Genomic DNA, 21,753 nt, shown 5'->3' with positions numbered 1-21,753 from the left:
CTAAATTAGTCTTCAGCAACGAATGGCAATAAGCCCATGATACGAGCTCTCTTAATTGCATTAGCTACTTTACGTTGGTTCTTAGCACTAGTGCCAGTAACACGACGTGGTAAAATCTTACCTCTTTCTGAGATAAAACGTTTCAACAGATCGACATCTTTGTAGTCAACGTAATCGATGTGGTTAGCTGCGATGTAGTCAACCTTACGACGACGACGGCCACCTCTTCTTTGTTGAGCCATGTTCTAGAATCCTTTCCTAAATTTATTTTTAGAATGGAAGATCATCATCAGAAATATCAATCGTATCACCTGATCCAGCGAATGGATCTTGTGCATTATTTTGATTGTTATTATTCTGTGGATTATTGTTTTGTGATCCGCCATTATTTTGGAAATCGTTAGTACTTGGTGTACTATTATTTCCATTATTTGGTGTATAACCACCATTTTGACCGCGGGCTTCACGATCCTTGCGTGATTCGAGTAATGCGAAGTTATCAACAACAACTTCAGTTACATATACTCTTTGCCCGTCTTTATTATCATAACTTCTGGTTTGAATTCGGCCATCTACACCAACTAATGAACCTTTAGAGGTAAAGTTGCAGAAGTTTTCTGCTGACTTTCTCCAGATTACACAGCTAATGAAGTCTGCGCCTCTCTCACCTTGACTATTCGTAAATTGACGGTCAACAGCAAGAGTAAACGTAGCAACCGAGATTCCGCTCCCAGTAGTACGCAATTCAGGATCACGTGTTAAACGGCCAACAAGTACAACTCTATTAATCATACTTATGTCCTTCCTTTCCTAAATCACATCGATAATAAATTAAAATTATTTGTCTAACTTAACGGTCATTGAACGTAAGATAGCGCTGTCAATCTTTGACAAACGGCTAAATTCGTTAACTGCGTCAGCGTTGTCAGCAGTGAAAGTCATAATGTGGTAAGTACCTTCACGATACTTATCAATTTCATATGCGAAACGACGCTTGCCCCAGTCTTTGGATTCTACCATAGTACCACCGTTATCAGCGATAACCTTGTCGTAGTTTTCTACGAGAGCCTTCTTGCTGTCTTCGTCAACATCTGGCTTAATGATGTAAGTTACTTCGTACTTTGTAGTTGCCATGACTATTGCACCTCCTTTTGGACTATATGGTTCTTGCTAAAATCAAGAACAAGGAGTAATTGGAATATTACTCGCAGTTTCTAATTCTAGCATATAAACAAAAAATTACCAAACAGTTTTTCACGTGATCCTTGCAGTTTTTACTGCTCACTATTTATTACGCAAAAAAGTTTGATAATTTTTTTAAAAGTTGAATTTTTTGTATTTTTAATTATTTATTCATCGTCGGCATCAGTTCGATTTTGGTCAGCTTCAGTTGAAACAATGGTCAAACTTGCTACCTTACTGTCGTCGTTAACCTTAATCAAACGAACACCCATTGTGCTACGTCCAGTTTGAGAAACGTCCTTAGTCTTGAAACGAATCATAATACCGTTCGTAGTAATTACCATGATGTCCTTGCCTTTATCCACAACAATTACACCGGCAAGAGGACCATTCTTTTCGGTAATGTTGGCAGTTTTAATACCTTTACCGCCACGGCCCTTAACTGGGTAATCAGCAGCAGGGGTACGTTTACCATAACCCTTTTCTGAAATTACTAAGACTTGATCATCCTTGCCCAAAACGCCGGAACCGACAACGTAATCATGGTCACGTAAGTTAATACCACGAACACCGGCAGCGGTTCTACCCATAGCACGAACGTCGCTTTCATTGAAGGTAACGGCGTAGCCCAAGTGAGTACCAATCAAAATATTTTGATTGCCATCAGTGGTCAAAACGTTGCTTAATTCATCCCCATCGCGAAGAGTAAGTGCAATCAAACCACTGTTTCTGATGTTAGAAAATTCGCTGACGTGTGTACGTTTTACGGTTCCCATCTTGGTGATAAAGAACAAGTAATTATCATCGGCATTTTCAGGAATGTTGATAACAGTTTGAACCTTCTCGCCCTTTTCTAGTTGAAGCAAGTTAACTATTGGCAACCCCTTGGCCATTCTACCGTATTCAGGAATTTCGTAGGCCTTCTTTGAGTAAACCTTACCTGCATTGGTAAAGAACAAAAGTATGTCATGCGTACTTGAGTAAATCAAGTGTTCAATAAAGTCGCCATCTTGAACACCCATACCTTTAATACCCTTACCACCACGGTTTTGGGTCTTAAATTCTTGGATAGGCATTCTCTTGATGTAGCCGTTATGCGTTACAGTCAAAAGAATATTTTGCTTTTCAATCAAATCTTCGTCTTCGATTGAAACGACTTCGCTAGCACCAATTTCAGTTCTACGCTTATCACCAAAACGCTTTTGAATATCGAGCAATTCATCGTAAATAATCTTGTCGATTCTTTCTGGCTTAGCAAGAATATCCTTGTAATCAGCGATCTTTGCTTGCAAGTCCTTATATTCAGCTTCAACCTTATCACGTTCCAAGCCGGTCAAACGAACCAAACGCATGTCCAAAATAGCTTGCGATTGCTTGTCATCAAGACCGAAACGGCTGATTAAAGTTGCTTTAGCGATATCACTTGAATGACTGCTACGGATAATGTGGACAATTTCATCGATATTATCTAGAGCAATCTTTAAACCTTCGAGGATGTGTGCTCTTGCTTCAGCTTTAGCTAATTCAAACTTAGTTCTACGAGTTACAACATCTTCTTGGTGATCCAAGTAGTATTGCAACATTTGCTTCAAAGTAAGGTAATGTGGAGCACCGTCAACGATGGCAACCATGTTCATACCAAAGTTAGCTTGCATTTGAGTTTGCTTGAACAAATTGTTCAAAACAACGCTGGCACTTGCATCCCTACGGATATCAATGGTGATCCGCATACCAGTCTGGTCAGATTCATCACGAACACCGGTAATTCCATCGATGATCTTTTCACGAGCCAAATCAGCAATCTTTTTAACCAATTCAGCCTTGTTAACCATAAATGGAATTTCGCTGACGATAATTCTTTCACGACCACTCTTTTCGGTTTCAATGTTGGTCTTAGCACGAACAACAATGTTACCTTTGCCGCTTTCGTAAGCACGGTAGATACCGCCACGGCCCATGATAATTCCGCCTGTTGGGAAGTCTGGACCTGGAATAGCCTTCATCAAGTCCTTAGTAGTTGCATCAGGATTCTTCATCAACATGTGCAAACCACTGATAACTTCACTCAAGTTATGAGGTGGAATGTTAGTAGTCATACCAACGGCGATACCGTTAGCACCGTTAACGAGCAAGTTAGGAATTCTAGCTGGCAAAACTACTGGTTCATTTTCGGTATCATCATAGTTTCTTTGCCAGTCAATTGTGTTCTTGTTGATATCGCGAAGCATTTCCACAGCAATCTTGCTCATTCTTGCTTCGGTATAACGCATTGCGGCTGGTTCATCACCGTCAACAGAACCAAAGTTACCGTGTCCATCAACCAACATGTAACGGTATGAGAAGTCTTGTGCCATGTGAGCCATAGCCAAGTAAATTGATGAGTCACCGTGTGGGTGGAACTTACCCATAACTTCACCAACAATTCTGGCACTCTTCTTGTAAGGCTTGTCAGGCGTTACACCCAATTCACTCATTCCGTAAAGAATACGACGCTGTACTGGTTTTAAACCATCACGAACATCAGGTAAAGCACGTGCCACAATAACTGACATAGCATAGTCCAAGAAGGAACTACGCATCATGCTAGTCAGATCAACATTTCTAATTCTATGATCTTGAGTTTGATTCTCGTCCATTTAAAACCTCCTACGCATCCAAGTTTTCTACGTACTTAGCGTTCTTTTCAATGAAGTTACGTCTAGGTGCAACTTCATTACCCATCAAAAGTTCAAAAACTGCATCAGCATCTCTAGCGTATTCAGGGCTTACACGATCTAATCGTCTGTTTTCAGGATTCATGGTAGTTTCCCAAAGTTGTTCTGGGTCCATTTCACCTAACCCCTTGTAACGTTGAACTACTGGCTTTGGACTTGGTTGCAAACTACCTAAGTAATCATGCAGTTCTTCGTCAGTATCAAGATATTTAACTACCTTACCTTGACGAACTTGGTACAGAGGTGGACGAGCGATATAAACATATCCCTTGTCGATCATTGGACGCATGTAGTTGTAGAACAAAGTCAAAAGAAGTGTTCTAATGTGGGCACCATCGACATCGGCATCAGTCATGATGATCAACTTGTGATAACGTGCCTTTGAAACATCAAAATCTGCACCGAAGCCTGTGCCTAAAGCTGTGAATAAAGATCTAATTTCTTGGTTAGCCAAGATTCGATCCATTGAAGCTTTTTCCACATTCAAAATCTTACCTCTGATTGGTAAGATGGCTTGTGTCAAACGTGATCTACCTTGCTTTGCTGAACCACCGGCTGAGTTACCCTCAACGATAAACAATTCTGAAATGTTAGGGTCATTACTTGTGTTGTCGGCAAGCTTACCTGGCAAGTTAGCAATTTCCAAACCAGATTTCTTACGTGTTACTTCACGAGCACGCTTAGCAGCAGTTCTAGCACGTTCTGCTAATTGACCTTTTTCCACAATCTTACGCCCAACCGATGGGTTTTCCATCAAGAAGCGGCTAAAGGTTTCGGAGAATGACTTATCGACAGCTGTTCTAGCATCTGAGTTACCAAGCTTAGTCTTAGTCTGACCTTCAAATTGTGGATTAGGGTGCTTAACTGAAACAACAGCAGTCATACCTTCACGAATATCTTCACCAGAAAGATTATCGTCCTTATCCTTTAAGATCTTTGCCTTGTGTGCATAATCGTTAACAACACGTGTTAAAGCAGTCTTAAATCCGGCTTCGTGCATCCCACCTTCATAAGTGTGAATGTTGTTAGCAAAGGTCATTAAGGTTGTTTTATAGCCATTTGTATATTGCAAAGCTACTTCAACATCAATACCGTTATAAGTACTTTCCACATAGATAGGTTCATCAAACAATACTTCTTGACCCTCGTTCAAAAAGGCAACGTATTCCTTGATACCGCCTCATACTTATACACATCAGTTTCCGCAGTATCTTTACGCTTATCAGTAAAAGTAAGAGTTAAGCCCTTGTTCAAAAAGGCTAATTCACGAATTCTGTTCTTTAAAATCTTGTCGTCAAAAACAGTAGTTTCAGTAAAGATGTCAGGATCTGGATAGAAATGAACAATAGTGCCGTGTTCGCTAAGTGGAACTGTACCGATTTGTTTCATTTCATCCTTTACGCGGCCGTGATCGAAATCAATGAAGTACTTCTTGCCATCACGCATAACAGTAACATCAAGCTTTGTGGATAAGGCGTTAACAACTGAAGCACCTACACCGTGCAAACCACCTGAAACCTTGTATCCGCCACCGCCGAATTTACCGCCCGCGTGAAGAACAGTGAATACTGTTTCAAGGGCTGGGCGACCAGTTTTTTCTTGGATATCCACAGGAATACCACGACCATCATCTTGAACAGTAACGCTGCCATCTTCGTTGATAGTAACTTCGATTTTGGTAGCAAAACCAGCAAGTCGTTCGTCAATACTGTTATCAATAATTTCCCACACTAAATGGTGCAATCCTTGAGAACTAGTCGAACCGATATACATACCAGGACGCTTGCGGACAGCCTCAAGACCACCTAAGACTTGGATTTGACTGGCATTATACTTGTCGGCCTCTTTTTCATACTTTTTGACCTTATCAAGATTTTCTTTTGATTTATCAGCCATTTAATTCTCCTTCTCCAAATTAATTTTGCCTGATTGAATGTGGTACACGCGTGGCTTCTTGATTATTTCCCAAGAAATCCCCTCTAGATCCGTTGTGGTAATAAATGTTTGGGTCTTTCCATGAATGTAATTAAGAAGTGCACTCTGACGACCATGATCCAATTCGCTCATGACATCATCTAACAGCAATAACGGATATTCATCGGTTAACTGGTGAACCAGCTGAATTTCCGCTAGTTTTACGCTAAGAGCAATGGAGCGCTGCTGCCCTTGCGAAGCATATAAATGAGCATTTTTACCATCAAGCTTAAACTCAATATCATCACGATGCGGACCAGATGTAGTAGTACCCTTGCGTATCTCTGTAGCTTTGTTGCGCTCAAAGCTTGCTAGAATCTTTTGATAGATTGTTTCGGTACTATCATCCGCTTTGATATCTGAAACAGACGGATGATATGCAATAGCTAGTTTTTCACCGCCTAAGCTAATATGTGCATAAGCGTCGCTAGCATAATGACTCAAATATCTAAGAAATTTAAAGCGGCGAGAAATTACTTCTGCCGCAATACCAGCCAACTGATCTGACAAGACATCTAAAAATACTTGATCTTTTGCCTTGCCCTTAGATAGCTGCTTTAAATAATTATTCTTTTGAATCAGCACCTGGCGATACTTGCTGGCAAAATATAAATATTCCGGATTAATTTGACCAAATTCTTGATCCATAAATCTACGTCGCAAAGCTGGTGCACCCTTTATCAACTCCAAATCCTCTGGTGAAAATAAAATTGCATTCAGTTGACCAACGTATTTGGATAACTTGCTTTGTTCAACCCGGTTTATCCACACTTTTTTACCTTTTTTTGTAATTAACACTCGCAAAGTCAGATCAACTTGACTCTTTTGCACATGACCTAATAAATTTGTGTATTCTCCACCAAAACCAATTAATTCTTTATCACTATTCGTTCTATGCGAACGAGTCAATGCCAAAAAATAAATTGCCTCTAGTAAATTGGTTTTACCTTGTGCATTTTTGCCAATAAAAATATTGACGTTAGGATCAAAATCCACATCCAACTTTTTTAAATTGCGAAAGTTTTGCACAGTAAAATGATCAAGATACATTAATTGTCCTGCCGAAACTCGTACTCTTGCCCATTAACGAGCAAACGATCATTTGCAAATATTTTTTTACCGCGTCGTTGTTCGAGTTCTCCATTTAAAGTTACAGGATTATCTTGAAGATAAAACTTTGCCTGTCCCCCGGATGAAATAAAGCTTTCCTCCTTTAGGAATTGTCCTAAAGTGATGTACTCACCTGTAATTGTAAAATACTTGATAATACTCACCTTCAATGCCCTTTATACCTATATAATTATATTAGTTTTCAGCAAAAATAACAAACTTAAAACGCTATTTAACGCGATATTAGCGGTTTTTTAGAAAATAAACTAATCACACTAGGCCGAATAAAAAATTATAGAGGCCGATTTTTGACGCTTTAAACAAAAAATACAAAAATAAAAGCCACCGCAAAGGGTGGCTTTTTAAGAAGCTTAATATTGTGTACTTGATTAATAAGTTCTTACTGGGGTAATCAATTGAACAAAATCCACATCTTCTTTATCAGGATTGATGATAAATGGACGAAGTGGTTTGGTAAAGTTCATAATTACTGAATCAGTAACAGAAGCTCTAAGTGCGTCGCGCATATAATCTGGGTTAAATGAAATTTCCAAATTATTGCCTTCAAGATTTCTGAAGCTAACATCTTCTTCAACATTACCAATTTCAGCTGATTTACCTGATAATTTAGCAGTTTGGTTTTCCACATCCAAAGTCAAGGTTACAACGTTGTTGCGTCCAGCGTGTGTTAACAAACTTGCACGTTCAAGCGCACTTGATAATTCAGGAATGTCGAACTCGATGCTGGTAGTCTTTTCAGTTGGGATCAAACGATCAGTGTCAGGATAATTACCGTCAAGCAAGCGTGAGTAGAATGCAAGGTTACCAATAATAAAGAGTGTTTGGTTATCCCCTGGGCAAACTTTTACTTCTGGATCTGTTTCAGCAATAATTCTTGCCAATTCTTGCAAACTCTTCCCTGGAATAATTAAGTCGGTTTCTGATTGAGGTCCGTTTTCTAAAGCAATAGTTCTTTGTGAAAGACGGTGTGAATCAGTAGCAACAGCTTTAATACTATCAGGATTAAAGAAGAAACGTACACCAGTTAAGATTGCTCTTGTTTGGTCATTTGAAGTAGCAAATTGTGTTTCATTGATAATTTCTCTGAAAGTCTTACCAGAAATTGTAAATGATGCAGCATCTGAAATTTCTGGTAAACGAGGATAATTATTAGCATCCAAACCGTTAATTGTAAATTCACTATTTTCAGATACGATTTGAGTTTGGAAACTTTCTTTTACTTCAAAAGAGAAATCCTTACCTGGCAACTTTTTAACAATTTCACTGAAAAATCTAGCAGGTAAAACAATTGAACCTGTTGATTCTACATTCAAGTCCTCATTTACAGGAATCTTGATTTCAATAGAAATGTCTGTATCGCTACCTGTTAAAGTCAATTCATCATCAGTCAAATCCAATTTAATCCCACTAAGAATTGGAATGGTAGCTCTTGATGAAATGGCACGCATAACATTGTTTAAGTTCTCGATAAACAGGTTGCGATTGATCGTAAATTTCATTTTAATCCTCCTAAACGAAAGTGACTTTTCTTTTTTATTTAATTATATAGTTAATTAGTAGTAGTAGGGCCTGTGAATTCTGTTGAAAACTCTTAAGAAGCCTGAAAATAACGGAATTGTAACGGTTAAAAAAGATGTGTAAAACTTGACGAGTTGTCCACAGTGGATAACTTTGATTAATGCTCAAGCATTTGCTTCAAATCGAAAACAGCCGTTTTGATGTCTGCATCAGTTTTCATTTGCTTATCGATTTTATCATAAGCGTGCATAACTGTCGTGTGATCTTTTCCGCCAAATTCTTGTCCTATCTTAGGTAAGCTTGCGTCAGTTAGTTCGCGAGAAAGATACATCGCAATTTGACGTGGTACTACAATCTGCCGTACACGCTTTTTACCTTTTAGTTCGGCAGTCGAAGTTTGGAAGTAGTTTGCGACGACTTCCTGTATTTTCGAAATTTGTAAACCACGATTCTTTTGTACAAGTTTGAGATCAACCAAGGCTTCTTTAGCTAAGTTCACATCAATGTCAGCCTTTTCGATAGTAGCATATGCCTGTACTTTTACTAAAGCACCTTCGAGTTCTCTAATATTAGTATCTACTTGAGAAGCAATGTAATCGAGTGTGTTGTCATCAATAGTTAGTCCTTCAGATTCAGCTTTGCTTCTCAAAATTGCAATTCGAGTTTCCAAATCTGGAGGAGTAATTTCAACTTGTAAGCCCCATGTAAATCGAGAAACTAAACGTTCTGACAAATCTGGAATTTCTGTCGGTAAACGATCACTTGTCATTACAATTTGCTTTTGGTCATTATAAAGGGTCTCAAAAGTATGGAAGAATTCTTCTTGAATTCCCTCTTTTTTAGCAAAGAATTGAATATCGTCAACTAGTAATAAGTCACAGGTTCGGTATTTTTCGCGAAATTGGTCCTGTGTTTTATTTTTTATTGAATTAATAAAGTCATTGACGAAGGTTTCACTCTGTATATAAACTACTTTAGCGTTGGGTCTTTCAAGCAGCATTTGATGACCAATTGCTTGCATCAAGTGCGTTTTTCCAAGGCCGACTCCCCCGAAGATAAATAAAGGATTATAAAAACTACCGGGACTGTCTGCGACAGCCAATGCGGCACCGGCAGCTAATTTGTTTCCTTCACCTTGAACGAAATTATCAAACGTATATTTTTCGTTTAATTTTAAATCCTTAGTAAATTCTTGTTGTTCCCTATTTCTAGTTTGAACTCGAATATCATGTTGCGGTTCAGGCGTAACAATTCTTTCAGGAGTATCACTGTCTTCAGATATCTTAAATACAGGTAGAATTTCAATTCCAGCATAACCATATGCGGACTGAATTAATTGTGATGAAAGATTTTTTTCCCAATAACCTTTTGCAACAGGATTTTGAACTAAGATTTTTAGTTCATGAATTTTTTTATCATAAGAAATAGGTTTAGTATTTTTAAACCATGCATTATAGGCAACTTCATTAAAACGAGCACGCATTTCATCGTTAAAATGTTGCCAAAATTTCTCAATGTCGAACAATTTGCATTCCTCCATGTTGATAAAAAGCACATTTATTTTAGCATGTTAATAAAAAGTTTTCCACAAATGAAATAAATATCAACAGTATAAACATCCTGTGGATATTTTATAATTCAATATGCACAATTTGACATGATAGAAGAGAAACAATTACTTTATGCACAGTCACAGTGTGGATAGCAAAAGCTATTGTACCAATAGTTTAGCTTAAAATCCATATGCGTTATCCACATGGTGTGAATTAAGTTTTTAACACGATGTGAGTTGTGGAAAAACATAGGGATTAATTTGTGAATTTTACTTTGTGGAAAAATAAAAATATTTTTTATCCACACAAAAATAGTCAAAAAAGTTAAAAATGTGGAGTAAAGAACGCAGTATTATTTTCAATAAATACTTGGTTTTTATTGCTATTCGTGCTATCCTTAATAATAAATTGTGCAGTTGGCACAAAGAATTTATGGAGGTGCAGTTTATAATGACAACTAAAAGAACTTACCAACCTAAGAAGCGTCACCGTTCACGTGTTCACGGTTTTATGAAGCGCATGAGCACATCAAATGGCCGTAAGGTTTTAGCAAGACGCCGTGCAAAAGGTAGAAAAGTCTTATCTGCTTAAACCACTGAATCCCAGTGGTTTTTTTAGTCTACTAGAGTGGAATGAAACGTTTTGAGAAAGTCTTATCGAGTAAAATCTGAAAAAGATTTCCAGCAAGTTTTCGAATCTGGCGACTCCGTCGCTAACCGTGCTTTTGTCATATATGTAGTAGAAAAACCTGAGAATAAACATTTTCGGGTAGGAATTTCTGTAGGCAAGAAGGTTGGTCATACCGCTGTCGCACGTAATCGACTCAAGCGTTATATTCGGGCCGTAATTGATGAAGAAAAATTGCAGATTAATCCAAATGTTGATTTTTTAATCATTACGCGGCCTTATGCTCGCGATTTTGATATGGTTAAAGTGCGCAAGAACTTGCTACATGCGTTAGCTTTGGCACATATTATTGAAGAAATGCCAGATGAAGTTGAGGAAAATTAGATTGAAGGACATTCTGACTAAAAGAAATGTCAAGCGTCTTCTTGCAGTCCTAGCTGTAATCACCTTGGCTGTTGTTTTGACAGGGTGTGCAGCTCAGGGTGCAAACGGTCAAGTGGCACCAATATCACATACAAGTGGTAACTGGTGGGACCGCTGGATTGTTTATTACATGTCAGCTTTCATTTTGTGGCTAGCTAAATTAATGGGCAATAGCTATGGTTGGGCAATTATTGTCTTTACCATTATTGTTCGTGTCATCTTGTTACCTTTGAATGCTATTTCTATTCGAAGCACAACTAAGATGCAAAGCATTCAACCACAAATTAATGAGCTACGTAAGAAGTATCCAGGACGTGACACGGAATCAAGAACGTTATTACAACAAGAAACTAACAAACTGTATAAAGAAGCAGGCGTAAATCCATATGCTGGATGCTTGCCATTAATTATTCAGTTGCCAGTTATGTATGCTTTGTATGGTGCGATTTTACGTACACCACAATTACAAACTGGACGCTTTTTATGGATGGATTTGAGTAAACCAGACCCATACTATATCATGCCTATTTTGGCGATGGCGTTTACTTTCTTGTCAACATACATTAGTCAATTATCAACACCTGCGTCATCTCAAAACGGAATGACTAAGATAATGACTTACGGAATGTCCATTATGGTTGGTGTAATGGCTTTGCAATTCCAATCAGCCATCACACTTTACTGGGTAATTTCTAACTTATTCCAGGCAGTTCAAACCTTTATTTTGCAAAATCCTATCAAGTATAAGAAGGAACAAGAAGCAAAAGCTGAGGCAGAACGCGAACGTAAACGTAAGCTAAGAAGAACCTACAAGCGTTTAGGGCGCAAACAAAAATAAAAGAATATTTAATCTAAAAAATGATTTTAGATAAAGTAGTCAAAGTGCTTTATCCATCATGTTTATTCGTGGTGGTGTAATGCACTTTTTTTATTGGAAAAAGGGGAAGATTATGGCTCAAACTCTAACAGAATTTGATACAATTGCAGCAATTTCCACTCCTATTGGTGAAGGTGGAATTTCCATAGTACGAATGTCCGGTGAAGATGCGATCAAAATTGCTAATGAAGTTTTTAAGGGCGCTGACTTAGCTAAAGTGCCAACTCATACGATCCACTACGGTCATATTATTGACCCTGATACTGGTGAAACCATTGATGAAGCAATGGTTACTGCGCCTAAGACTTTTACCCGTGAAGATATTGTAGAAATCAATTGTCACGGTGGTATTGTTGTTACTAACCATATCTTGCAGCTTCTTTTGAGCCACGGTGCACGAATGGCCGATCCTGGCGAATTTACCAAGCGTGCCTTTGTAAATGGTCGAATTGATTTGACTCAAGCTGAAAGTGTTATGGACATCGTCCGTGCTAAAACTGATAAGGCACGTCAAGTTGCCGAAAGACAACTTGAAGGTGGACTTATGCACAAGATACATGCAATGCGTCAAGAAATTTTGGATACGTTAGCTAACGTAGAAGTTAATATTGACTACCCAGAATATGATGCTGATACTGTAACTGCTAAGCAAATGGCTGACACAGCTAACTCAGTAATTAAGAAAATCGATCGCCTTTTGAGTACTGCCCAAGAAGGTAAAATCTTGCGTAATGGCCTTGTAACGGCGATTGTAGGACAACCAAACGTTGGTAAATCTTCATTGCTGAACTACTTAACTCAAAGTGATAAAGCCATCGTAACGGATGTAGCTGGTACTACGCGTGACACTCTTGAAGAATACGTATCTGTAAAAGGTGTACCTCTAGAATTAATTGATACTGCGGGTATCCACCATACTGATGATAAAGTGGAAAAAATCGGTGTGGAAAGATCTAAAAAAGCTCTTGAACGAGCAGACCTTGTCCTCTTATTGATAGATGCAAGTAAAGATTTAACAGATGAAGATAAAGCACTTATTGAAGAAACTAAAGACAAGAAGCGGATTATTATTTTAAACAAATCTGATTTGGGTCAAAAGCTTACAGTTGATCAAATGAAGAAATTGACTGGCAGTGAAGTCATTTCAACTTCAATCTTGAAGGAAAAGAATTTGGATGAACTTGAAGAATTAATCAACAAGTTGTTCTTCTCAGGTATTGAAAATTCTAACGATCAAGTTATGGTTACTAACCAACGTCAAACTTCACTTTTGAACAAGGCAAAAAGTGAATTACAAGATGTGGTTAAAGCTGTTAACGATGGTGTGCCTGTGGATATTGCACAGATTGATTTCACTGGTGCGTGGGATACACTTGGTGAAATTACTGGTGAAAGTGCACCGGATGAATTGATCACAACATTGTTTAGTCAATTCTGTTTAGGAAAGTAGGGGAAATAATGATTAAGACATATGATTCAAATGAATATGATGTAATCGTTGTAGGAGCAGGTCATGCAGGTTGTGAAGCTGCTCTTGCTAGTGCACATATGGGCCAAAAGACATTGCTTTTAACTATTGGGCTTGATATGGTAGCTTTCATGCCATGTAACCCATCTGTAGGTGGTCCAGCTAAGGGTACTGTTGTTAGAGAAATCGATGCTTTGGGTGGCCAAATGGGTAAAAACATTGATGCTACCTACATTCAAATGAGAATGCTTAACACAGGTAAAGGCCCTGCAGTGCGTGCACTTCGTGCTCAAGCTGATAAGTGGCAATATCATGAACACATGAAGGACACCATTGAAAACACACCTAACTTGACTTTGCGTCAAGCAATTGTGGATGAATTGGTTGTTGAAGATGGCGTCTGCAAAGGTGTAATTACCAACACTGGTGCTAAGTACCATGCTAAGAGTGTTGTATTAACTACTGGTACTGCTGCTCGCGGTAAAATTATTATTGGTGAACTTACTTATTCATCAGGTCCTAACAACACTACACCTTCAATTAAGTTGTCTGAAAACTTGGAAAAGCTTGGCTTCAAGCTTCGTCGTTTCAAGACTGGTACTCCTCCACGCGTTAACGGTAATACTATTGACTACTCAAAGACTGAAGAAGAACCTGGAGATAAGACTCCACGTCACTTCTCATTTGAAACTAAGGATGCTGATTATTTACAACACCAAATCTCTTGCTGGATGACATACACTAATCCAACTACTCATGAGATTATCCGTAATAACCTTGATCGTGCACCTATGTTTACTGGTGTAATTAAGGGTGTAGGACCTCGTTATTGCCCATCTATTGAAGATAAGGTTGTACGTTTTGCTGATAAGAATCGTCACCAAATCTTCCTTGAACCAGAAGGTAAGACTACTAAGGAAGTTTATGTAGGTGACTTCTCAACTTCAATGCCAGAAGAAGTTCAATTAAAGATGGTTCACTCTGTTGCTGGACTTGAACACGCTGAAATGATGCGTCCAGGTTACGCAATTGAATATGACGTTGTTGAACCTTGGCAATTGAAGCATACTTTGGAAACCAAGAATATAAAGCACTTGTTTACTGCTGGTCAAATGAACGGTACTTCTGGTTATGAGGAAGCTGCCGGTCAAGGTTTGATCGCCGGAATTAACGCTGCACTTTCTGCACAAGACAAGCCTGGCTTTACTTTAGGTAGAAACGATGCTTACATTGGCGTTTTGATTGATGACTTGGTAACCAAGGGTACTAACGAACCATATCGTTTGCTTACTAGTCGTGCAGAATACCGTTTGATTTTGCGTACTGATAACGCTGACTTGCGCTTGACTGAATATGGTCATGAATTAGGCCTTATCTCTGATGATCGTTACAAGAGATTCGAAGAAAAAAAGCAAGCTATCAAGGAAGCTAAGGAAAGATTGCATGAAATCACAGTTCACTTAACTGATGATGTACAAGACTTTTTGAAGAGCATTGGTCAAGAGACAATGAAGGCCGGCGTTAAGGCAGATGTCTTCTTGCGTCGTCCTAACGTAAAGATCGCTGATATCGAAAGATTAACTGGTGAAAAGATTCCTGGTGACCGTTACGTAAAGGAACAAGTAGAAATTGCTATTAAATATGCCGGTTACATCAAGAAAGAGGAAACTCGTATTGCTCGTTTGAAGCGTCAAGAAGCTAAGAAGATTCCAGCAAATATTGATTATGAAGCAATTGAAGGCTTGGCAACTGAAGCACGTCAAAAGTTTGAAAAGATTCGTCCAGAGACTTTGGCCCAAGCAGAGCGTATTTCCGGGGTAAACCCAGCTGATTTGGCTATTTTGAGTGTTTACATTCAAAACGGACGCTATTCAAGAGTTAAAAAATAATTTTTGCTAAAAGATAAAGAGGGGTATGATTCAAAAATAATCATGTCCCTCTTTTTTTACTGGAAATAAGATAACCCAGGAAATAATTAGGGCCAAGGAAAAAAATAATTGAAAAATTTTTCTTAAATTTTAGCTATAAATAAATAAAAAAATATATAAAATAAAAAAGTTTTAGTATAATAATGTTCATTGAATCACAATGTAAAACGCTATCATTTAGCAAGGCGTAAGTAATAATTTATCTGAGCTTGTGAAATGATTATTATCACAAAAGCGTTTTCATCCGCATAATAACAATACTTTTGGCGCCTTGCAAATGTGAAAAAATGTGTTTTAATACATTATGAAAGAAACGAAACTAAGGAGATGCACTTATATGACTAAAATTAATGGTTCTGATGCAATGCTTAAAGTTATTTATGACTGGGGAATTGATCATATCTATGGTTTCCCAGGTGGATCATTCGACTCCAGCATGAATGCTATTTATGACTTCAGAGATAAGATGAAATTTATCGAAGTTCGTCACGAAGAAGCTGGCGCACTTGCTGCTTCATCTGAATACAAAGTTACTGGTAAATTGGGTGTATGTTTTGGCTCAGCTGGTCCTGGTGCTGCCCACTTGTTCAACGGCTTGTACGACGCTAAGTTTGACAAGACTCCAATGCTTGCCATCGTAGCTAATGTTCCAACTAGCAGACAAGACATCGACTTCTTCCAAGCCTTTGATGAAGATAAATGGTTCTTAGACGCTAGCGTTTGGTGCGCTTCAGCTAAGACTCCAGAGCTTATTCCAGTATTGACTGACGAAGCTATCCGTCAAGCCTACGCAAGAAAAGGTCCTGCAGTTTTAATCATTCCTAAGGACTACGGTTGGCAAAAGATTGAGGATAACTTCCGTGTAAACAAGGATGCTCATCCAGAGCCAAACTACCCAGCACCAACTAAGACTTCAGTTGATGAAGCTGTTAAGCTTTTGAGGGAAGCAAAGAATCCAACAATGTACATTGGTTTAGGTGCTAAGGATGCTGGGGAAGAAGTTAAGGAATTCGCTGAAAAGTTCAAGACACCTATTATGTCATCATACTTAGGCAAGGGTATTGTTGAAGACAAGTTCCCAGCATACATAGGTACTATCGGCCGTATCGGACCTAAGGCTGCACAAGAAGTTCAAGGTGCAACCGACTTAGTTGTTTGGGTCGGCAATAACTCACCATTCTCAGTATTATGGTTCCCTAAGAACGCTAAGGTTATCCAAATTGATGTTGACCCTGCTAAGTTTGGTAAGCGTCACTCAACTGATGTATCAATGTTGGCTGATGCTAAGAAGGCTTTAAGAGCAATTATTGACGCTGGTGAAGAAAGAAGAGAATCTCCACTTTACAAGGCTGCTATTGCAGACCGTGAAAATTGGGATGCATGGCAAGCTAGCTTCAAAGACTCAGATGAAATGCCTGTACGTCCAGAGCCAATCTGGGATGTAATCAACAAGAAGGCTGACGACAACGCTGTCTTTGCAATTGATGTTGGTAACGTAAACGTTGACTCTTGCCGTCTTTTGAACTTGCATGATGATCAAAAGTGGACTACTTCTGGCTTACACGCAACGATGGGCTATGGTGCTCCAGCTGCTTTGATGGCTGCAACTGTTTACCCAGATCGTGAAGTATGGCAATTAGCTGGTGATGGTGGTTTTGCATGATGAACCAAGAACTCTTAACTATGGCACGCTACAACATGCATATTTTGAATGTTGTCTTCACTAACGAGACTTTAGGTTACATTCAAGCTGAACAAGAGGATGAATCTAACCAACCATTATCAGGTGTTATTATCCCTGACAACGACTGGGCTAAGGTTGCTGAAGGTATGAACGTCAAGGGCGTTGTAGTCCGCACTAAGAAAGAATTCGAAGAAGCAGTTGATGAATTCAAGAAGATGGATGGACCAATGTTAATTGACGTTAAGTACACTCACAACATGCCTTACTCAACTGAATTGAATTCACTGGATGATCCAGCATTCGTTAAGAAGTATGAAGCAGAAGACTTGAAGCCATTCAGCTACTTTGCTGAAAGTATGGCTTGGAAGCTGACGCTGCAACCGGTGCATCTCAACATGAAGAATCAGAACCTGAAGAAGATACTGCTCCTGATACAGTTTCAGGTGCTTCGCAACACTAATTTGGCTGAGTAATATGAAGAAGCGAGACGTTTGTCCCGCTTTTTTTGTTGGGATTGATATTTCTTGGGAAATATCCTTATTTTATATATGATTTTAAACATAGATAGCTAATAAATAAAGTACAGATGCTTATAATAGGCAGTGTTGGATATGAATTAATGCTTATTAGCCAATAAGCACTATGTGTAAAAAGAGGCTAAATTATGAAATCTAAAAAGGCTCTAATTAGTTTACTTGCTACTGCTTCACTTGCAGCATTATTTTCAGCATCATCTGTCACTGCCAACGCTGCAGACAACAGCAATTCAACTGTAGTAGCTAAGTTTGATAAAGCTATAACAATTAAAAATATTCCTCGACTTAGCAAGTGGGGCTACATTGTAACTGTAAACTCTGATTCTCAACCTATTTCAGTGGGCAAAGATAGTTATCAAAAAATGCTAAATGACTCTGAATTTAGAAGTGGAAATACTATCAGTCCTAAAAAGGTGAAGAATGTTAAATTCAAAGTGGTAAAAATTGCATATGCTAAACATCATAACGGTGCGTTGATGTATTTAATTACTTCTAAAGACAACAAATATAGCACCTGGACTACTAATCCTGGTATGCAATACTGTGCTTTTAATAGCAAAGCACTTCAAGGAGTAGTTAAACCACTTAACAGAATAAGCAAGAGAGCTACCGCTCAATTTCCAACTTATAAATGGCAAAAGATTTCTAAAAAAGCTAGAGCTACTAGAATTAGAAAAAATAAGCATGACTTTAATTTAGCTGTTAAAGCAGCCCAAAAACTAAAGGGTCAACAACGTAAATTCGTTCTAGCATCTTTAAAGCAGGCCAAAAAGGAAGGGTATATTACCAAGCTAACATTACCATTAGCCTTTAATATCTTGCTCTGGGGAATTGATCAATAGAAACAATATTTCCTAGGAAATAAGTCTAAAGCTAGTGTGAAACATTTTTGCCCAATAACAAAAAGATTATTAAGCGGAATTGAAAAGCGGAGCCTTTTGGCTTCGCTTTTTTGCGTGCATGAACGTATAATAATACTTGATGAATTTTGATTAATGGAGGAATTATTAAACATGCAACAATTCGGCGTTATTGGTTTGTCTGTTATGGGCAAAAACCTTGCTTTAAATGTTAGAAACCATGGCTTTTCCGTTTCAGGTTTCTCAATTGATAAGCCAGAAGTTGATGCTTTCGCAAAATACGAAGATGATAAATTAAAGCCTTGCTACACTTGGGAAGAATTTGTAAATTCACTTGAAAAGCCACGCAAGATTTTGATTCAAATTATGGCGGGCGATCCAGTGGATCAAACTTTGCAAAAATTGCTGCCACTTTTGGATAAAGGTGATATTTTAATTGATGGTGGTAATTCAAATTACCACGACACTAACCGTCGTTTCCACGAAATGGAAAAGCATAGCATCCACTTCATCGGTATGGGTGTTTCCGGTGGTGAAGAAGGTGCCTTAAACGGTCCAGCTCTTATGCCAGGTGGTGACGAAGAAGCTTACAAAGAAGTTTCTCCTATTCTTGAAGCTATTGCTGCTAAGAACAAGGAAGGCAAGCCTTGTGTAAGTTACATGGGACCTGAAGGTGCAGGTCACTACGTAAAGATGGTTCACAACGGTATTGAATATGCCATCATGCAAGAATTCTCAGAAGTTTACAGCTTGCTTCGTGATGTTGCTCATAAGAGTGATGATGAAATGTCAGAAATCTTTGACAAGTGGAACCACAGCGTAGTACAAGCATACTTAAGTGAAATCACTTCAAAGGTTTTGAAGCAAAAAGACGATCTTACTTCAGACAACATTATTGATCACATTTTGAACGTTGCTTCATACAAGGGTACTGGTAACTGGACTCTTGAAGATGGTGTAGCTCTTGGCGCACCTGTAACTGTTATTGCCGAAGCCGTTATGGCACGTTTCATGAGTAAACAAACTCACTTGGCACTTAAAAGCGGCATTAAGCCAACTGGATTTAAGTACGATGGTGAAATTCCTGATGACTTAGTTGATGAATTTGGTAAGACTTTGCAATTAGCTCAAGCTGTCGCATATGCTCAAGGTTTCCAAGAATTAACTATGGCTGCTAAGGCTTACAACTGGGATCTTAGATACAAGTCAATTGCCCAAGGCTGGGAAGCAGGCTGTATCATTCGTTCTGCAATGCTTAAGGATATTGAAGATGCTTACTCAGACAAGAAGGAACTTACTAACTTGTTTGAAGATGGCTACTTCAGAAAGTTGATGGAAGACAACCTTCCAGCTTTAAGAAAGTCAGTTGAATTTGCTACCAAGGCCGGCGTTCCAACTCCAACTTTGAGTGCAGCTCTTAACTACTTAGAATCAATCTTTAACCCTAAGTTGCCAGCTAACATGATCCAAGGTCAACGTGACTACTTCGGTGCGCATACTTACCTTAGAAATGACCGTAAGGGTACATTCCACACTGAATGGTATGAAGAAAAATAATTAGGTTTCATGTGAAACTAAAAAAGCCAGTTAGACGTATTCTAGCTGGCTTTTTAGTGTACAATAAATATCGGCATATTTTTACGATTTAAAGAGAGGATTCTATGAAAGACGAGGGAAATCAAACTAATATAAAGCTACTATTGCAGGCTTTAGTAGTTGGTATTTGTACGGGGATAGTAGTCGGGCTATTTAGATTTGGCATTGAACAAACATCCGCTTTTTGGTTGCATTTGTTCCAATTAGCTCACCAAAATCCAGTGTGGTTTATTGCAATTATTGTTGGCTTTATTGCAGTAGCGGTAATTGCTGGCTATTTTGTTAAGCAATATCCGCACGTAGGTGGATCTGGTATTCCAGAAGTAAAATTGCAGCTGCAAGGTAAATTAACTTTGCAATGGTTCCCAATTTTATGGCGTAAGCTAATCGGAGGAATTCTGGTCATCGGTACTGGGCTATTTTTAGGACCAGAGGGTCCATCCTTGCAATTGGGTTCTACAATTGGTCAAGGCGTAGGTGAAGGCTTTAAACAAAATAAGCTTAATACAAGAGTTTTATTAGCTACAGGTGCTTCTAGTGGTTTATCTGCCGCATTTGGTGCACCTTTGAGTGGCGCACTCTTTGTCTTAGAAGAAGTCTTTCATAATTTTGCTCCTCTTGTATGGATGAATGCTTTAGCTGGTGCACTTGCTTCAAACTTTGTGGTTTCCAACTTATTCGGTTTGCACCATGCATTGGCAATTCCATATAATTATTCTTTTCCAATTAATCTTTATTGGCATTTAATTATTTTAGGCGTTTTATTGGGACTATTGGGTCACCTCTACAAGGTGGGCTTATTTAGCCTAAAAAAGGTCTATGCTAAAATCACCTTTTTACCACGTTGGTTACATGGTCTTATTCCTTTAGCACTTTTGATTCCAATCGCTTATTTCTGGCCTTTAATTACTGGTCCAGGTAATCGCTTGATTTTGTCACTTCCTAACATGATTACCAAAACAGGTTGGGGCTTAGTGGGGCTTTTGGCCTTTTACTACGTAATGAGAATCGTCTTTTCAATTGTAGCTTATGATTCAGGTTTACCAAGTGGTATCTTCTTACCAATTCTGACGATGGGTGCCTTGATTGGTGCTACTTACGGTGTGTTTATGGTTCAACTTGGATTATTACCACAACGCTTGGTAGTTAACCTGGTCATCTTTTCAATGGCAGGCTATTTTGCTGCAATTATCCGGGCACCATTTACTGCAATTATTTTGATTACCGAAATGGTTGGTTCGTTGCTTCACTTAATGCCATTAGCAGTTGTTGCGTTTATTGCACTTTTGGTTGATGAACTACTTGGTGGCAAGCCAATTTACGGTCTTCTCGCAGCCGCTATGGACACTAGCAGCGATAGCAAGGCTAACTATACTGGCGAGGCCGATCAAATGGTTCTGCCGGTCTATGAGAGCAGTAAATTAGTTGATAAAAAGGTCGCAGATATTAAGTGGCCTGAAGACACAAGAGTTAGAACTATTCGCCGTGATGGGGATGAAATAATCCCGACTGGTCAAACAATAGTCCGTGGTGGCGATATGCTCATTCTGGAGTTTGATTCAAGTCAACGCGGGCGAGTTTACAGCAGTATGAAAAAGCTGCAGGGTGTCGAACTTGACGGTTAGCAAAAGCGGCAAATAAGATGCCGCTTTTTTCTTGCACAAAAATAAGGAATGGTAGAT

16 protein-coding genes and 2 pseudogenes are annotated in these 21,753 nt (G+C 38.7%); 9 read left to right on the top strand and 9 right to left on the bottom strand.

All coding sequences use genetic code 11. From position 1 onward, the window contains the following. Positions 1-5: 5 nt before the first annotated feature. From rpsR to dnaA, 9 genes and pseudogenes are all read right to left on the bottom strand, one after another. Positions 6-242 (bottom strand): 30S ribosomal protein S18, encoded by a 237-nt coding sequence (rpsR, locus tag JCM1039_RS01145; RefSeq protein WP_003549366.1) that lies wholly within the window; start codon positions 240-242, stop codon positions 6-8. Between the two features lie 28 nt (positions 243-270). Next, the gene (ssb, locus tag JCM1039_RS10175) at positions 271-792 is read right to left on the bottom strand and encodes a single-stranded DNA-binding protein (protein WP_034532853.1); all 522 of its coding nucleotides are present in this window, start codon (positions 790-792) and stop codon (positions 271-273) included. Between the two features lie 45 nt (positions 793-837). Further along, the gene (rpsF, locus tag JCM1039_RS01130; RefSeq protein WP_025014304.1) at positions 838-1,134 is read right to left on the bottom strand and encodes a 30S ribosomal protein S6; all 297 of its coding nucleotides are present in this window, start codon (positions 1,132-1,134) and stop codon (positions 838-840) included. Positions 1,135-1,349: 215 nt separating this feature from the next. Beyond that, positions 1,350-3,818, bottom strand: a complete 2,469-nt coding sequence (gene gyrA, locus JCM1039_RS01125) for a DNA gyrase subunit A (RefSeq protein WP_025014303.1) — start codon at positions 3,816-3,818, stop codon at positions 1,350-1,352. Between the two features lie 10 nt (positions 3,819-3,828). Next, positions 3,829-5,792: pseudogene (gene gyrB / locus JCM1039_RS10170) on the bottom strand (DNA topoisomerase (ATP-hydrolyzing) subunit B). After that, positions 5,793-6,920, bottom strand: coding sequence for a DNA replication/repair protein RecF (recF, locus tag JCM1039_RS01115; protein WP_025014302.1), 1,128 nt, complete (start codon positions 6,918-6,920; stop codon positions 5,793-5,795). It lies immediately after the preceding pseudogene. Beyond that, positions 6,920-7,144 (bottom strand): S4 domain-containing protein YaaA, encoded by a 225-nt coding sequence (yaaA, locus tag JCM1039_RS01110; protein WP_025014301.1) that lies wholly within the window; start codon positions 7,142-7,144, stop codon positions 6,920-6,922. The genes recF and yaaA overlap by 1 nt, the downstream gene beginning before the upstream one ends. Before the next feature lie 225 nt (positions 7,145-7,369). Continuing rightward, on the bottom strand, positions 7,370-8,500 hold the full coding sequence (gene dnaN / locus JCM1039_RS01105; RefSeq protein WP_025014300.1) for a DNA polymerase III subunit beta: 1,131 nt from the start codon (positions 8,498-8,500) through the stop codon (positions 7,370-7,372). Between the two features lie 176 nt (positions 8,501-8,676). Next, entirely contained in the window at positions 8,677-10,044 is a 1,368-nt protein-coding gene (dnaA, locus tag JCM1039_RS01100; RefSeq protein WP_025014299.1) for a chromosomal replication initiator protein DnaA, read from the bottom strand. A gap of 478 nt (positions 10,045-10,522) precedes the next feature. Here dnaA and rpmH point away from each other — a divergent pair, with 478 nt between their 5' ends. The 9 genes and pseudogenes from rpmH (at position 10,523) to JCM1039_RS01055 (ending at position 21,696) form a co-directional block, all read left to right on the top strand. Next, positions 10,523-10,663 carry a 50S ribosomal protein L34 gene (rpmH, locus tag JCM1039_RS01095; protein ID WP_003549412.1) on the top strand — a complete coding sequence of 47 codons (141 nt, stop codon included), beginning with the start codon at positions 10,523-10,525 and terminating at the stop codon, positions 10,661-10,663. Between the two features lie 51 nt (positions 10,664-10,714). Further along, entirely contained in the window at positions 10,715-11,083 is a 369-nt protein-coding gene (gene rnpA / locus JCM1039_RS01090) for a ribonuclease P protein component (RefSeq protein ID WP_025014298.1), read from the top strand. Further along, on the top strand, positions 11,064-11,960 hold the full coding sequence (locus tag JCM1039_RS01085) for a YidC/Oxa1 family membrane protein insertase (RefSeq protein WP_034532852.1): 897 nt from the start codon (positions 11,064-11,066) through the stop codon (positions 11,958-11,960). Before rnpA ends, JCM1039_RS01085 begins: the two co-directional genes overlap by 20 nt. A 112-nt stretch (positions 11,961-12,072) precedes the next feature. Next, the gene (mnmE, locus tag JCM1039_RS01080) at positions 12,073-13,449 is read left to right on the top strand and encodes a tRNA uridine-5-carboxymethylaminomethyl(34) synthesis GTPase MnmE (RefSeq protein WP_025014296.1); all 1,377 of its coding nucleotides are present in this window, start codon (positions 12,073-12,075) and stop codon (positions 13,447-13,449) included. An 8-nt stretch (positions 13,450-13,457) separates the two neighbouring features. Then, positions 13,458-15,356: a tRNA uridine-5-carboxymethylaminomethyl(34) synthesis enzyme MnmG gene (gene mnmG / locus JCM1039_RS01075; RefSeq protein ID WP_025014295.1), complete on the top strand. Its 1,899-nt coding sequence runs from the start codon at positions 13,458-13,460 to the stop codon at positions 15,354-15,356. 376 nt (positions 15,357-15,732) lie between these two features. After that, positions 15,733-17,539, top strand: a pseudogene (gene spxB, locus JCM1039_RS10165) (pyruvate oxidase). 204 nt (positions 17,540-17,743) lie between these two features. Then, positions 17,744-18,457 carry a hypothetical protein gene (locus tag JCM1039_RS01065; RefSeq protein ID WP_025014294.1) on the top strand — a complete coding sequence of 238 codons (714 nt, stop codon included), beginning with the start codon at positions 17,744-17,746 and terminating at the stop codon, positions 18,455-18,457. Positions 18,458-18,628: 171 nt separating this feature from the next. Then, positions 18,629-20,032 (top strand): NADP-dependent phosphogluconate dehydrogenase, encoded by a 1,404-nt coding sequence (gnd, locus tag JCM1039_RS01060; protein ID WP_025014293.1) that lies wholly within the window; start codon positions 18,629-18,631, stop codon positions 20,030-20,032. 104 nt (positions 20,033-20,136) lie between these two features. Next, complete coding sequence (locus JCM1039_RS01055; protein ID WP_025014292.1) at positions 20,137-21,696, top strand: ClC family H(+)/Cl(-) exchange transporter; 1,560 nt, start codon at positions 20,137-20,139, stop codon at positions 21,694-21,696. The last annotated feature ends 57 nt before the right edge of the window (positions 21,697-21,753 follow it).

The organism is Lactobacillus kitasatonis DSM 16761 = JCM 1039, from assembly GCF_000615285.1.
Lineage (GTDB): Bacteria > Bacillota > Bacilli > Lactobacillales > Lactobacillaceae > Lactobacillus > Lactobacillus kitasatonis.
The sequence above is the reverse complement of the archived record's forward strand: the minus strand, read 5'-3'. Positions and strand labels throughout refer to the sequence as shown.

What these genes read in the sequence shown, in the direction of transcription:
- gyrA (WP_025014303.1), bottom strand. Translation starts at nt 3,818, where the DNA reads ATGGACGAGAATCAAACTCAAGATCATAGAATTAGAAATGTTGATCTG.
- rpmH (WP_003549412.1), top strand. Translation starts at nt 10,523, where the DNA reads ATGACAACTAAAAGAACTTACCAACCTAAGAAGCGTCACCGTTCACGT.
- JCM1039_RS01055 (WP_025014292.1), top strand. Translation starts at nt 20,137, where the DNA reads ATGAAAGACGAGGGAAATCAAACTAATATAAAGCTACTATTGCAGGCT.
- ssb (WP_034532853.1), bottom strand. Translation starts at nt 792, where the DNA reads ATGATTAATAGAGTTGTACTTGTTGGCCGTTTAACACGTGATCCTGAA.
- mnmE (WP_025014296.1), top strand. Translation starts at nt 12,073, where the DNA reads ATGGCTCAAACTCTAACAGAATTTGATACAATTGCAGCAATTTCCACT.
- recF (WP_025014302.1), bottom strand. Translation starts at nt 6,920, where the DNA reads ATGTATCTTGATCATTTTACTGTGCAAAACTTTCGCAATTTAAAAAAG.
- gnd (WP_025014293.1), top strand. Translation starts at nt 18,629, where the DNA reads ATGCAACAATTCGGCGTTATTGGTTTGTCTGTTATGGGCAAAAACCTT.
- mnmG (WP_025014295.1), top strand. Translation starts at nt 13,458, where the DNA reads ATGATTAAGACATATGATTCAAATGAATATGATGTAATCGTTGTAGGA.
- JCM1039_RS01065 (WP_025014294.1), top strand. Translation starts at nt 17,744, where the DNA reads ATGAAATCTAAAAAGGCTCTAATTAGTTTACTTGCTACTGCTTCACTT.
- rpsF (WP_025014304.1), bottom strand. Translation starts at nt 1,134, where the DNA reads ATGGCAACTACAAAGTACGAAGTAACTTACATCATTAAGCCAGATGTT.
- rpsR (WP_003549366.1), bottom strand. Translation starts at nt 242, where the DNA reads ATGGCTCAACAAAGAAGAGGTGGCCGTCGTCGTCGTAAGGTTGACTAC.
- JCM1039_RS01085 (WP_034532852.1), top strand. Translation starts at nt 11,064, where the DNA reads ATGAAGTTGAGGAAAATTAGATTGAAGGACATTCTGACTAAAAGAAAT.
- dnaN (WP_025014300.1), bottom strand. Translation starts at nt 8,500, where the DNA reads ATGAAATTTACGATCAATCGCAACCTGTTTATCGAGAACTTAAACAAT.